General features: G+C 74.1%; 9 protein-coding genes. 1 reads left to right on the top strand and 8 read right to left on the bottom strand.

What is annotated here, in order from left to right:
- Nucleotides 1–97: 97 nt before the first annotated feature.
- Nucleotides 98–1,729, bottom strand: a complete 1,632-nt coding sequence (locus ACZ4E1_RS31640; protein WP_467546070.1) for a cell division protein PerM — start codon at nt 1,727–1,729, stop codon at nt 98–100.
- Nucleotides 1,730–1,851: 122 nt separating this feature from the next.
- Between ACZ4E1_RS31640 and ACZ4E1_RS31635 the strand changes: the two genes are divergently transcribed.
- Nucleotides 1,852–3,060, top strand: a complete 1,209-nt coding sequence (locus ACZ4E1_RS31635) for a helix-turn-helix domain-containing protein (protein WP_467545955.1) — start codon at nt 1,852–1,854, stop codon at nt 3,058–3,060.
- A gap of 67 nt (nt 3,061–3,127) precedes the next feature.
- On the opposite strand, the gene sucD is transcribed toward ACZ4E1_RS31635, so the two are convergent.
- The 7 genes from sucD to ACZ4E1_RS31600 form a co-directional block, all read right to left on the bottom strand.
- On the bottom strand, nt 3,128–4,009 hold the full coding sequence (gene sucD / locus ACZ4E1_RS31630; protein ID WP_399129100.1) for a succinate--CoA ligase subunit alpha: 882 nt from the start codon (nt 4,007–4,009) through the stop codon (nt 3,128–3,130).
- 21 nt (nt 4,010–4,030) lie between these two features.
- Nucleotides 4,031–5,209, bottom strand: a complete 1,179-nt coding sequence (sucC, locus tag ACZ4E1_RS31625) for an ADP-forming succinate--CoA ligase subunit beta (protein ID WP_467545953.1) — start codon at nt 5,207–5,209, stop codon at nt 4,031–4,033.
- A gap of 468 nt (nt 5,210–5,677) precedes the next feature.
- A complete protein-coding gene (locus ACZ4E1_RS31620; RefSeq protein ID WP_467545951.1) occupies nt 5,678–6,919 on the bottom strand; it encodes a hypothetical protein in 1,242 nt (413 codons plus the stop codon).
- Between the two features lie 121 nt (nt 6,920–7,040).
- On the bottom strand, nt 7,041–8,198 hold the full coding sequence (locus ACZ4E1_RS31615) for a hypothetical protein (RefSeq protein WP_467545949.1): 1,158 nt from the start codon (nt 8,196–8,198) through the stop codon (nt 7,041–7,043).
- A 92-nt stretch (nt 8,199–8,290) separates the two neighbouring features.
- On the bottom strand, nt 8,291–9,463 hold the full coding sequence (locus tag ACZ4E1_RS31610; RefSeq protein ID WP_467545947.1) for a VWA domain-containing protein: 1,173 nt from the start codon (nt 9,461–9,463) through the stop codon (nt 8,291–8,293).
- Nucleotides 9,464–9,803: 340 nt separating this feature from the next.
- Nucleotides 9,804–12,077 carry a DUF5682 family protein gene (locus tag ACZ4E1_RS31605; protein ID WP_467545946.1) on the bottom strand — a complete coding sequence of 758 codons (2,274 nt, stop codon included), beginning with the start codon at nt 12,075–12,077 and terminating at the stop codon, nt 9,804–9,806.
- The gene (locus tag ACZ4E1_RS31600) at nt 12,074–13,219 is read right to left on the bottom strand and encodes an ATP-binding protein (protein ID WP_467545945.1); all 1,146 of its coding nucleotides are present in this window, start codon (nt 13,217–13,219) and stop codon (nt 12,074–12,076) included. The genes ACZ4E1_RS31605 and ACZ4E1_RS31600 overlap by 4 nt, the downstream gene beginning before the upstream one ends.
- Between the last annotated feature and the right edge of the window lie 140 nt (nt 13,220–13,359).

Genomic DNA, 13,359 nt, shown 5'->3' with positions numbered 1-13,359 from the left:
AAACGGAACAGCGACACCGGCCTCACCTTTCAGGGACCGCCCGACACTTCGGGCGGTCCCTGAGTCGTAGGGGGCCGGGCGGGCGAAATGCGGGGGGCTAGCGGGGCTGCTGGTACTCGTCTGGTGGCTGCGTGGGCTCGGTGGGCTCCGAGAGGGCGGTGTCCGGGGTGGCGGAGGCCGGGCTCGGGGTGGGCGGGCTCGGCTCTGGGGCGGCGGCTGTCTGTGGGGCCTCGGGTGTTTCCGCGGCAGCGGACGTGTCCTCCGTCCGCTCGGTCGCGTCCGGGAGCGGTGCGATCGGGTCCGCCGTTCGTGCCGCGTCGTAGAACTCGCGGTCCTGCTGGTCCTGGCCGTGGAAGAAGTCGTAGGGCTCGAAGCCGGCGGAGGCCTCCTTCGCCGCCCGGGCGGTCTCCTTGGCCTCGGCCGCGGCGCTGCGGCGGTCCTTCCAACCCGCGGCCCAGGCCGACAGGCGCGGGCGGACCGAGGACTCTCGGCCGCGCCACCAGCAGATCCCGAGCGCCACCGGCAGCCCCGGCACCGCGATCCAGGCCACCGCCGCCGCCCCGGTCAGCCAGCCGACGGGGCCGAACGCGGACAGGGCGTGGACGCCGAGGGCCCCGCCCGAGGCCATGGCCAGCCCGGCGAGGGCCGCCCCGCACAGGCCCGCCGCCGTGCCGACGGCGCCCGCGACCCGCTTCAGCGGCCAGTCGGCGTCCGCCCCGCGCACCACGAACCGGGCCACGGTCAGCGCCGCCACCACCGGCACCGCCCCGACGGCCCAGGTCAGCGGCGACCCGGTGGCCCGCGACGGCACTGCCTCCAGGAGCGGGAACGCGGGCAGGAGCGGCCCCGCCGCGCCGCCGAGCGGGCCGACCTGGTGCCCCGTACCGAGCAGGAAGCCGGGGCCGAGTGCGTAGGCGGCGCCCCAGATCATCGCGTTGGGCAGCAGGGCGAGACACAGCAGGAGCACGGCGAACCGGCCCGGCCAGGCCGCCGTGAGCTGGAGGAGCGAGTCACGGACCGCGCCCCCGTGCCAGACCAGGCCCGCGCCGAGCACCAGCGTGCCCCCGGCGAGCAGCACCACGATCCCGGCGGCAGCCGCCCGCGCCCCGACCGGCAGCACCTCGTGGACGACGGTGCGCGGCAGCCGGTCCACGGGCCGGGCGAGCCGCTCGGGCAGCGGGCCGCGCGGCCTGCCGTGCGCGGTCCACACCCCGGCGCCCGCCGCCAGAACGGTGACGGCCACCAGGTGGAACGCGCAGCTCGGCCAGGAGGGGCGCAGCTCGCCGCCGGAGGCGTAGACCGCGGCACCGGCCCCGGCCAGCAGATAACCGAGCGTGACCCCGGCCCATACCCCGCCGGCCGGCGGCTGGGGCCGCCCGTCGGTGCCCTCGGCGGCGTCCCGTGCGGCCCGGTGCACGAGCCACACGGGCAGGGCGAGCAGCAGCAGCGGGCTGACGCCCATCGGCGCGGGCACCCCGGACAGCGTGTCCGTGCGGACCAGGTCCGCGCCGTGGGCGAGCAGCCACAGCGCGGCGGCGGTGCGCAGGGCGCCGTCGGGCCCGCTGTCCGGGTACGGGGAGCTGATCCAGAGCACCGTCACGAGCACCGCGCAGCCGCCGAGCCCGAGCCCGGCCGCGACGACGCCGCCGAACGCCCCGGCGGCGGGCCCCGGTGATCGTTCCCGCACTCGGGTGAGGAGGAGGGGCAACGAGGTTCCACGGCCGGTCATCTGGGTCACCGGGCCATGCTCCCAACGACACGCGCTTTCGCGGCGTAACAGGCGAAGTACGGATGTGTCGCCCAAGATACGTTTATGTACTTTTTCCCGCGAAAGGGTGTGTGGAGTTCACCATGACGCAGGGCGCTGCCACCCCACTCCCGACGCCGAAGGAGCGCCGCAGGCTCCGCGAGTCGGGGTCGCTGACCCAGGCTCAGGTCGCCACGAAGGTCGGCGTGACACGTGAGACGGTCCGCTCCTGGGAGTCGGGCCGCACCACCCCGCGCGGCCGGAAGGCAGAGGCGTACGCACGCCTCCTCTCCGAACTCGCCGACCGCGCCGAACTCACCGAATCCGTCGAGCCCGTCGCACCTGTCGAGCCGGTCGCACCTGTCGAGCCGGTCGAGCCCACCAGGACCGCCGAGCCCGAACTCGTGGGTGCCGGCGCCCCGGCCGGCGCCGCGCGCGAGAACCGCCGGGCCCCCTCCCCCGCCCGCCCGGCCCGCCGCAGGACCCCGCGGCGCGAGCCCGTACCGCCGGACCGTCCCGGCACCCCGCCCGAGGCCTTCGACGCGCTCTACGCCCACTGCGCGCCCTATCTCGTGCGCCAGACCTACCTTCTGACGGGCCGTCGCGCGCTGGCCCGCGAGTCCGTCGAGCGGGCGTTCCAGCTGGCCTGGGAGCGCTGGCCCGAGGTCGCCGTCGACCCGGACCCGGCGGGCTGGGTGCGGGCCGCGGCGTACGAGTACGCGATGTCGCCCTGGCACCGGCTGCGCCGCGGCCACCGCGTCCCGGAGGCCCCGCCCGCCGACCCGGAGGACCGCAAGCTCCTCGACGCGCTGCTCAGCCTGCCCCCCGCGTACCGGCGCACGCTGCTGCTCTACGACGGCGTGGGCCTGAACCTGCCGGAGACCGCGGCCGAGACGGAGGCCAGCACCCCGGCCGCCGCCAACCGGGTGCTGCACGCCCGGGAGGCCGTCGCGGAGCAGCTGCCCGACCTCGCCGCGCCCGAGCAGCTGCACCAGCGGCTCACTGAGCTGGCGGGCTCGGAGAAGCTGGACGCGCCCCGGTCGACGACGGTGCGCCGGGGCGGCGAGAAGCGCACCCGCTTCTGGACCCGGGCCGCGATCGCCGTGACGGTGCTGATCGTCGGCGCGACGGCGCTCACCGTGCGGGTGGCGCCGACGAAGTACGAGCCGGTGCCCGCGCCGGGCGCCCCCATCACCGGCGTACCGCCCCTGACCGGCCCGCAGCACATGACCGAGCACGACCGGAAGCTGCGGCAGCGGCTGCGGGCCGAGCTGAGCGGCGGACCGCAGCGCCTGGCACCCGCGGCGGAGTGAGACGACAGCGGGCCCGCACCGGAGAGCTCCGGTGCGGGCCCGCTGTCGTACGCGGCCTGAGTGCGAACTAGGAAAGCAGCTCGCGCGCCAGCTTGGCGGTCTCGGTCGGGGTCTTGCCGACCTTGACGCCCGCGGCCTCCAGGGCCTCCTTCTTGGCCTGTGCGGTGCCGGAGGAGCCGGAGACGATGGCGCCGGCGTGGCCCATGGTCTTGCCCTCGGGGGCGGTGAAGCCCGCGACGTAACCGACGACCGGCTTGGTGACGTGCTTGGCGATGTAGTCCGCCGCACGCTCCTCGGCGTCGCCGCCGATCTCACCGATCATGACGATCAGGTCGGTGTCGGGGTCGGCCTCGAACGCCTCGAGGGCGTCGATGTGCGTCGTGCCGATGACCGGGTCGCCACCGATGCCGACGGCGGACGAGAAGCCGATGTCACGGAGCTCGTACATCATCTGGTACGTCAGCGTGCCGGACTTCGAGACCAGGCCGATGCGGCCCGGCTTCGTGATGTCGCCCGGGATGATGCCGGCGTTCGACTGGCCCGGGGTGATGAGACCGGGGCAGTTCGGGCCGATGATGCGGGTCTTGTTGCCCTTCGACTGCGCGTACGCCCAGAAGGCGGCGGAGTCGTGGACGGCGATGCCCTCGGTGATGACGACGGCGAGGGGGATCTCGGCGTCGATCGCCTCGACCACGGCGGCCTTGGAGAAGGCCGGGGGCACGAAGAGGACGGAGACGTTGGCGCCCGTCGCCTCCATGGCCTCCTTGACCGTGCCGAAGACCGGCACCTCGGTGCCGTCGAAGTCGACCTTCGTGCCCGCCTTGCGCGGGTTCACGCCGCCGACGATGTTCGTGCCGTCACCCAGCATGAGCTTGGTGTGCTTCATGCCCGTGGCACCGGTCATGCCCTGGACGATGACCTTGCTGTCCTTGTTGAGGAAGATAGCCATGGCTGTTCTGTCCCTCGTCCCTTACTTCGCGGCCGCGAGCTCGGCGGCCTTGTCGGCCGCACCGTCCATGGTGTCCACACGCTGCACCAGCGGGTGGTTGGCGTCGGAGAGGATCTTGCGACCCAGCTCGGCGTTGTTGCCGTCGAGGCGGACGACGAGCGGCTTCTCGACCTTCTCGCCCTTCTCCTCGAGGAGCGCCAGCGCCTGGACGATGCCGTTGGCGACCTCGTCACAGGCGGTGATGCCACCGAAGACGTTGACGAACACGGACTTGACGTCCGGGTCGCCGAGGATGATCTCCAGGCCGTTCGCCATCACCTGGGCGGACGCGCCGCCACCGATGTCGAGGAAGTTGGCCGGCTTCACGCCACCGTGGTTCTCACCGGCGTACGCGACGACGTCCAGGGTCGACATGACCAGACCGGCACCGTTACCGATGATGCCGACCTCGCCGTCGAGCTTGACGTAGTTGAGGCCCTTGGCCTTGGCCGCGGCCTCGAGCGGGTCGGCCGCGTCCTTGTCCTCAAGGGCCTCGTGGTCGGCCTGGCGGAAGTCGGCGTTCTCGTCGAGCGAGACCTTGCCGTCCAGGGCCAGGATGCGACCGTCCTTGGTCTTGACCAGCGGGTTCACCTCGACGAGGAGCGCGTCCTCGGCGACGAAGGTGTCCCACAGGGTGACCATGGCCTCGGCGACGCCCTCGGCCACGTCGGCCGGGAACTTCGCCTGGGCCACGATCTCGCGGGCCTTGGCGATGTCCACGCCGTCCACCGCGTTGACCGGGACCTTCGCGAGGGCCTCGGGGGTCTTCTCCGCGACCTCCTCGATGTCCATGCCGCCCTGCACCGAGGCCATGGCCAGGAAGGTGCGGTTGGTGCGGTCGAGGAGGTACGAGACGTAGTACTCCGCCTCGATCTCCGGAGACAGCTCGGCGATCATCACCTTGTGGACCGTGTGGCCCTTGATGTCCATACCGAGGATGTCGGTGGCACGGGCCACGGCCTCGTCGGCGTTCGCGGCCAGCTTGACGCCGCCCGCCTTGCCGCGGCCGCCGACCTTCACCTGGGCCTTGACGACAGACTTGCCGCCAAGACGCTCGGTGGCCTGGCGCGCCGCCTCAGGCGTGTCGATGACTTCACCGGCCAGCACCGGTACACCGTGCTTGGCGAAGAGGTCCCTCGCCTGGTACTCGAACAGGTCCACGCGCGTCCGTCCCTATCAGTGATCTCGCGGTTCAGCGTTCTGAAATATCTGCTGTCTGCGTGGGCGTGCCGCGAAGGGCAACGTGACTCCGCTGTCACAAGGGAGGCGTACGAGGCGTACACAGTGGCCGGGTACGCGGCATGTCCGTCTCGCAGGTTATCGCCGCTGCGCGATGCCTTCTAATTCGCAGATCACACCTGAGCGGTGATACCGGTCACAGAGCGTCCTGTTTGCGGCACTGATCAGCACTTGTTTCCGGGCTCGGGGGGCGGTATACGGCCTCACCGTGCTGGGGTGCGCACGGTGAGGCCATCCGAGGGGCCCCCTGTTCAGAGGCCCGGTCGGGGCGGTCCCGTCCCCGACGGGGACCGCCCGGACCGGCCGCCGGTTGTCCCCCGCCCGTCCGATGGTTTTCGGCCGTACGGGGGTCGGCGGCGTCGGTCTGTGGACGCCTGGTCCGCTACGGGATCAGACGCCGGTGCCGTACGGGAGGTAGCTCGGGGCGACCGAGTCGGCCAGGCCCTGCACGCCGGTGACGGCGTTGCCGGCGAGCGGGTCGGCGTCCGCGACGACGGTGCCGGTCAGGTCCTGGGCGAACGGGCCGACCTGGCCCGTGACGCCGGTGACCAGCGGGTCGACGTGCTCGCCGACCACGTTCTGGACGAACGGCGCGACGTTGTCGCCGACCACGGCGCCCGCGAACGGGGCGACGTCGCCGGTCACGCCCTGGGTCAGGCCGTGCGCGCTGGTGCCGACGCCGTACACGACCGGGCTGACCTGGTCGACGACCGTCTGGACGAGCGGCTGCACGGCGCCGACCACGCCCGTGGCGAACGGCGCCACGTCGTCGGCGACCAGACCCTGCGCGAACGGGCCGACCTCGCCGACGACACCGGTCGCCAGCGGGTGGACCTGACCGGTGACACCGGTGGCGAACGGCGCGACGTCGTCACCGACGACCGTGCCGACGAACGGCGTGACGTCACCGGTGACCCCGTCCGCGAGGACGCTCACGTCGCCGACCGCCTGGCCGGCGACGGGCAGCACGCCGTGCACGGCGGTCGCGGCGACGGGCGGCAGCACCGATCCGGTCGCGTCCGCGGTCACCTCGCCGACCGTCTGCCCGACGACGGGCAGCACGCCGGCGACGGCGTGCCCGGCCACGGGCGGCAGCGCGGCGGCGACCGTCTCGTCGGCGATCGGGCCCGCGGCCTGCTGCGCGGAGGCGGCCGTCGTGCTGATGGTGCCCGGGGCCTGCGCGATCCGGGCGTGGAGCTGCTGCTGGAGCTCGGGGGCGAAGTCGGACAGCGGGCCGAAGAGGTAGTCGACCTCGGCCTGCTTCGTCTGCTCGGCGACCTGTGCGACGTGGTCTCCGTGCCCGCGCAGGGTCGGAGCGGTCTGCGGGGCCTCGGCCTTGTCGGCGAGCTTCTTCACGGTGCGCTGCGTACCGGCGACGGCGTCACCGGCCTGGTCCTGCACCGGGACGTCCGGGGTGGACAGCTCGGGGGCGGAGACGTCGGGGGCCGAGACGTCCGGGGTGGTGGCGTCGGGCACCGACAGGCCGGCGTCCGAGAGGTCCGGCACCGAGAGGTCGGGGACCGACAGGGAGTGGGCGGGCAGCTCGTCGGCGCTGGCGACGGCCGAGCCGAGCGCCCAGGCGCCCGAGACACCGGCGGCTATGACGATCGAGCGGCGGAGGTTCTTGTTCATGGCGTACGTGCTTCCTTCACATTCCGGCTGGGGTCCGGCGGGCCGGGTGTTCCGGCCTCCGGATACGGGGCAGACCTGTTCCGCCCCCGCGCGACAGGTCACGAGCGGGGAAGGGGCTGCCCTAGCCGGGGAATGCGGGAATGTCCTGGTGCCGGTCGATGACGGCCGGGCCGGACCCGGGCGCGACGACGCGGGCCGGGAGGACGACGGGAAGGCGGTCGCCGAACGCCGCCGCGTGGAGATCGCCGTGCCGCGGCGCACCCCCGTCCCCCGCGACCGCACCGGCCGAGGGGACACCGTCGGGACGCGCCGGTGCGCCGGGCCCGGCGGGCCCGGCAGCCTCGGGGACGGCGGTGGCCGCGGCGCGGGCGCCGTGGCCGTACGCGCCGCCGAACGCCGCCGTCGTCGAACATGCCGCCGGGGCTGCCGACGGGGTGCGGTGCGGGCGGTCGCCGGACCGGTCCGCGTGCGGGTGCGTGCCGGAGTCCGGTGCCGGCGTGGTGCCGGGCTGCGCCGGTACGGGCGTCCCGGGAAGCTCGTGCAGTCCGGGCAGCCCGGGCAGTCCCGGCCATTGCGACGCACCGGAGGCCAGTGCCGCGGGGGCCTCGGCCAGTCCCTCGACGACCTCTTCACCCAACTCCCGGACCGGCCCCGCGACATCGCGCACGACACCGAGCAGCGGCTCGGTCACGGTGGTCCGTACGGGGGCCGCGGCGTCCTGGACGAGTGCCGCGCCGGGTGCGAGACCGGCGTGCCGCGCGGCACCTCCGGCGGTGTCCCGGAGCACGGGCCCGACGACCTCGGTGCGGACGGGATCGGCCACCCGGTGCTCCACGGGCCCGGCGACGCGGCCGAGCGCGGGCTCGACGACCCGGTCGCTCGCGGGGGCGGTGCCCCGCTCACGGACGGGCTCGACGAGCGCCTCGCGGGCCGGCTCGGTGACCTGGTCCCGCACAGGCTCCGAGGCCCGCTCCAGCGCGGGACCGGTGAACTCCTCGCCCACCGGCCGCGTGCCCCGCTCCCGTACGGGCTTCACGGCCCGCTCGGAAACGGTGTCCGTGCCGGACGACGCGTGAAGGGGCTGGGGGGCGGGCTCCGAGACCGTGTCGCGCAGGGCACCGGCGGCGTCTGACGCCTCGTCCGCGTGAGCCCGGCCGCCGCACAGGACGGCGAGGGCGACCACACCGATGACGAGCAGCGCCAGTTGCAGCGCACGCCGACCGGCCACCGCACGCGGAGCGCGCACGGCGGGGGCGGAGACGGTCATCGGGGAAGTCACGGTGAGCCGATCCTCGCACGGCACGAGGGCGCCCGCGCAAGCCCCTCGTTACCGATGGGTAGGCATATCCGCTTCGCCGTGGCTCCGCCGGTTTAGGCCCCCAAGTCCGGTATCGGCAGCGGTCTCTTCTCCAGGGCCGCCGCCATGACGTCCGGGAACAGATCGGGTGTGCAGGCGAACGCCGGCGCCCCGAGCGCGGCCAGCGCCGCCGCGTGCTCCCGGTCGTACGCGGGGGCTCCCTCGTCGGACAGCGCGAGCAGCGTCACGAACTGCACGCCCGACGCCTTCATCGCGGCGACCCGCTTCAGCATCTCGTCGCGGATGCCGCCCTCGTAGAGGTCGGAGATCAGCACGACGACGGTCTCGGCGGGGCGGGTGATCTGCGACTGGCAGTACGCGAGCGCCCGGTTGATGTCCGTGCCGCCGCCGAGCTGGGTGCCGAACAGCACGTCGACCGGGTCGTCGAGCTGGTCCGTCAGGTCGGCGACCGCCGTGTCGAAGACGACGAGCCGGGTCCGGATCGAGCGCATCGAGGCGAGCACCGCCCCGAACACCGAGGCGTAGACGACCGAGGCGGCCATCGAACCCGACTGGTCGATACAGAGCACGACCTCCTTCTTCACCGCCTGCGAGGCCCGCCCGTACCCGATCAGGCGCTCGGGCACGACCGTGCGGTACTCGGGGAGGTAGTGCTTGAGGTTGGCCGCGATCGTGCGGTTCCAGTCGATGTCGTGGTGGCGGGGGCGGGTCACCCGGGCGCTGCGGTCGAGGGCGCCGGTGAGGGTGGCGCGGGTGCGGGTCGCCAGCTTCTTCTCCAGGTCCTCGACGACCTTGCGGACGACGGCGCGTGCCGTCTCCTTCGTGGTCTCCGGCATCGCCTTGTTCAGGGACAGCAGCGTGCCGACGAGGTGGACGTCCGCCTCGACCGCCTCCAGCATCTCCGGCTCCAGCAGCAGGGCGGAGAGGCCGAGCCGGTCGATGGCGTCGCGCTGCATCACCTGGACGACGGAGGACGGGAAGTAGGTACGGATGTCTCCGAGCCAGCGGGCGACGTTCGGGGCACTCGCCCCCAGACCGGCGGTGCGGGTCCCCCGGGTTTCGGGTTTTCCCTGGCCCGGGGCGCCCCCTCCGTACAGGGCGCTGAGTGCGCCGTCCATCGCGGCGTCCTGGCCCGTGAGTTGGTGCCCTGTGCCGTCGGCCTGATCTCCGCCCAACACCATCCGCCATCGCCGCAGCCGCTCCGTCTGATCACTGACCACGCTCATCTCCCCACCTCCGCTGGTCGGTTGTCCGCACACTCGTCTGCCATGTCCTCGCGGTCCGGCGAGCGCGCCTCTCGTCGTGGCTGGTCGCGCAGTTCCCCGCGCCCCTGGAAGGCGCACTCCGTGCGCCCCAGGGGCCCTCCGGTCGCACCCCGCGACGGAGTCGCTGATCGGGCACAGCCCCGCGCCCCTGGAGATGCGCACGTCGTGCGCGATCTCCATCGGGCGGTCACCCGTCGGGGAAATGCGGCGCGCAGCGCCTGCATTTCAGGGGCGCGGGGAACTGCGCGACCAGCCCCCACCGGGCCCGCACCCGGCGACGCACCCCCGGCCACCCCACCCCTCATCCGCCCCCCGCCCCCACCCCGAGCAGCAGCCGAACGACCGGTACCACCGCCTCCGCCCGCTCCAGGTCCACCGATTCGACGCCGCCGAACCCGAACCCGGGCTCGGCGGAGCCTCCGGGACCGCGCCGGACGAGCTCGCCCAGAGAGCGCCGCACTCCGGGCTCGAACACCGAGAACGTCCGCCGCAGCAACGGCAGTACGTCCGTGAACGCCTCCGCCCCCACCCCCGACAACCACGCGTCGACCAGCCCGAGCAACCGCTCGTCGTGCAGGAGCAGCAGTCCGCCCCCGGCCCCGCCCCCGACGAACCCCTCGATCCACGCCGCCGCCTCCCCCGGCGGCGTCCCGGGCGACAGTGCGAGCCCCATGAGCCGCGCCGCGTCCTCGTCCCCGAGCTCCCCCTCGTCGAGCAGGATCCGCGCGCACCGCCCCCGGATCGCCCCGGCCACCCCGTCGCGCCCCGCGAGTCCGCGCAGGACGGTGCGCCAGCGGGCCCGCATCCCGGCGTCGTCCAGGAGCCCGACGGCCGCGTGCACGGCGTCGACGTGCCCGCGCATCGCGGTGGCCGCGTCGGCGTCGAGTCCGGCGCAGGCGGGCGGCAGTCCGACGAAGACGCGCTCGGCGAGGCCGGCCGCGACCTCGGTCAGAGCGCCGGTGTCCGTCCCGCGCACGTCCCCGTACCGCAGGGCGCGCACCAACGCGGGCAGCGCCTGCGCGAGATGGCCGACGTCCGCGTCCAGCGCGGCCCGGTCGGCGAGCACCCGCATCACCACGGGCAGCGCCTCGGACAGCCCGGCGAGCAGGCAGTGCTCGGCGAGCGCGGTGACGTCGGCGAGGGCGCTCGCGCCGATCGCGTCGGCCTCCGCCTTCGCGGTCGCGGCACCGAGCACGGTCGTCCCCCACACCCCGGCCTCGGCGACCCGCACCGACAGTTCGGGCTCCCAGCGCAGCCGCCAGGTCTCGCGGAACGTGCCGGTGGAGCCGCGCGCGGACCGTGCCGGTTCGCCCCAGTCGACGGCGAGCAGCCGCAGGCGGTGCAGGAGCCGGCTGCGCGCCGCGTCGGTGTCGCCCCGCAGGTCGAGGTCGAGCTCCTTCTCCAGCGCGGCCGGCTTGAGGCGCAGGCTGCGCTGCTGCCGGGTGAGGTCGCGCTGAAGGGGCACGGCGGGCGCGCTCTCCGGCACCTCGCCGAGCACGTCTCCGACGACGAGCCGGTCGTGGATGAGGGACAGCGGCACGTCGGAGCCCTCGCACAGCACGGCGCGCGCGGCGTCGAGGGTCTCGGTGAGTCCGGCGAGCGGCCGGCCGCGCAGCACGGCGAGCGTCTCGGCGAGCCGCACCGCCTCGATGACGTGCGCGGAGGACACGACGCGGTCCTCCGCGCGCAGCAGTCCGGCGATCCTGGTCAGCCAGCGCTCGACCGGCCGGTCGGGGGCGCTGAACAGGTGCCCGTACCAGCCGGGCGACTCGATGCCCGCCCCGTAGCCGCTGGCGCGGGCGAGCCGGCGGTGCGTCCACGGGACCCAGGTCATGTCCACCTTGGCCTTCGGGAGGCCCTTGAGGAGGGCGCGGTCGGCGGTGACCGTCGTCCTCGTGCGCAGCGCGGGCACGTGCCAGGCCCCGCAGACCACGGCGACCTTGTCCGCCCCGAACTCCTTGACCGCCGCCCGCACTTGGAGTCGCATGTACGCCTCGCGCGCCGCGTCCCGGCGGTCCTCGCCCGCCTCGCCGCAGGCCGCGCGCAGCTCCTCCATCGCCTCGCCGAGCGCGGCGAAGGCGTCGCCCCGCCGGTGCTCGACTACGTCCTCCCACCAGCGCTCCGCGTCGTCGTACCCGGCGGCCTCGGCGAGCACCCCCAGCGGATCGATCCGGACCTGCTCCCCCCTCTCCGCGTCCTCCTCCTCCCCGGCTTCGCGCAGGGCCAGGCTGTGCGCGGCGGGCAGGTCGATGAAGCGGACGGGCACGTCATGGTCGAGGGCCCAGCGCAGGGCGGCCCACTCCGGCGAGAACGCGGCGAACGGCCAGAACGCCGACTTCCCCGGCTCGTCCACGATGTGCGCGAGCAGCGCGACCGGGGGCCGCATGTCAGGGTCGGCGGCGAGCGGCACCAGCGCGTCGGCCTCCGGCGGGCCTTCGATCAGGACGACGCCGGGTGCGGCGGCGTCCAGCGCGTGCGCGACGGCTCGGGCGGAGCCGGGCCCGTGATGGCGGATGCCCAGGAGCAGCGGCGCCGCGGATGCGCCGGAGGACGTCGTGCGCTCGCTTCCCGTCATGCGCTCACCTCGCGGCAGGCGCGGTAGAAGTCCTTCCAGCCGTCCCGCTCGCGCACCACGGCCTCCAGGTACTCCTGCCAGACCACGCGGTCCGCCGCCGGGTCGCGGACGACGGCGCCGAGGATGCCGGCGGCCACGTCCGAGGGGCGCAGCACGCCGTCGCCGAAGTGGGCGGACAGGGCGAGGCCGCTGGTCACGACGGAGATGGCCTCGGCCGTGGAGAGCGTGCCGCTGGGCGACTTGATCTTCGTACGGCCGTCGGCGGTCACCCCGTCGCGCAGCTCGCGGAAGACGGTGACGACCCGGCGGATCTCGTCGACGCCGTCCGGCGCCGTGGGCAGCTCCAGGGACCGGCCGACCTGTTCGACCCGGCGCGCGACGATGTCGACCTCGGCCTCGACGGTGGCGGGCAGCGGCAGCACCACCGTGTTGAACCGGCGGCGCAGGGCGCTCGACAGGTCGTTGACCCCCCGGTCTCTGTCGTTGGCCGTCGCGATGACGTTGAAGCCGCGGACGGCCTGCACCTCCTGGCCCAGCTCCGGGATCGGCAGCGTCTTCTCGGACAGGATCGTGATGAGCGTGTCCTGCACGTCGGCCGGGATGCGGGTCAGCTCCTCGATGCGGGCCGTCGTGCCGTCCGCCATCGCGCGCATGACGGGGCTCGGCACGAGGGCGTCCCGGCTGGGGCCGTGCGCGAGCAGTTGCGCGTAGTTCCACCCGTAGCGGATGGCCTCCTCCGGTGTGCCGGCCGTGCCCTGCACGAGCAGCGTCGAGTCGCCGCTGACCGCGGCCGCGAGGTGCTCGGACACCCAGGTCTTGGCGGTGCCGGGCACACCGAGCAGGAGCAGGGCGCGGTCGGTCGCCAGCGTCGTCACCGCGACCTCGACGATGCGCCGCGGGCCGACGTACTTCGGTGAGATGACGGTGCCGTCGGGCAGGGTGCCGCCGAGCAGGTAAGTCGCGACGGCCCAGGGCGACAGCCGCCAGCGGTCCGGCCGCTGCCGGTCGTCCTGCGCGGCGAGCGCCGCGAGTTCGTGCGCGAACGCGTTCTCGGCGTGGGGCCGCAGCACCTGCGTCCCGGCCTGTTCCCCGACGCGCCCCTCAGTGTGTCCCTCGGTGTGTCCCTCGACAGAAACGGACATGCCTCTCCCCCTCCAGATCAGCCCGGTCAAGCCATGTTTCGAAGGTAGGTCCCGCCACTGACAATCGACCTCGCACCGAACGTCGGCGCAGGTCAGGGCAGTTCCGGGGTGGATTGTCAGTGGCGGGACCTACCGTCGGA

The sequence above is a fragment of the Streptomyces sp. NPDC025806 genome, from assembly GCF_055558275.1.
This window is presented reverse-complemented; position numbering and strand designations above follow the sequence as displayed.

What these genes read in the sequence shown, in the direction of transcription:
- ACZ4E1_RS31640 (WP_467546070.1), bottom strand. Translation starts at nt 1,729, where the DNA reads ATGACCGGCCGTGGAACCTCGTTGCCCCTCCTCCTCACCCGAGTGCGG.
- ACZ4E1_RS31635 (WP_467545955.1), top strand. Translation starts at nt 1,852, where the DNA reads ATGACGCAGGGCGCTGCCACCCCACTCCCGACGCCGAAGGAGCGCCGC.
- sucD (WP_399129100.1), bottom strand. Translation starts at nt 4,009, where the DNA reads ATGGCTATCTTCCTCAACAAGGACAGCAAGGTCATCGTCCAGGGCATG.
- ACZ4E1_RS31620 (WP_467545951.1), bottom strand. Translation starts at nt 6,919, where the DNA reads ATGAACAAGAACCTCCGCCGCTCGATCGTCATAGCCGCCGGTGTCTCG.
- ACZ4E1_RS31610 (WP_467545947.1), bottom strand. Translation starts at nt 9,463, where the DNA reads ATGAGCGTGGTCAGTGATCAGACGGAGCGGCTGCGGCGATGGCGGATG.
- ACZ4E1_RS31605 (WP_467545946.1), bottom strand. Translation starts at nt 12,077, where the DNA reads ATGACGGGAAGCGAGCGCACGACGTCCTCCGGCGCATCCGCGGCGCCG.
- ACZ4E1_RS31600 (WP_467545945.1), bottom strand. Translation starts at nt 13,219, where the DNA reads ATGTCCGTTTCTGTCGAGGGACACACCGAGGGACACACTGAGGGGCGC.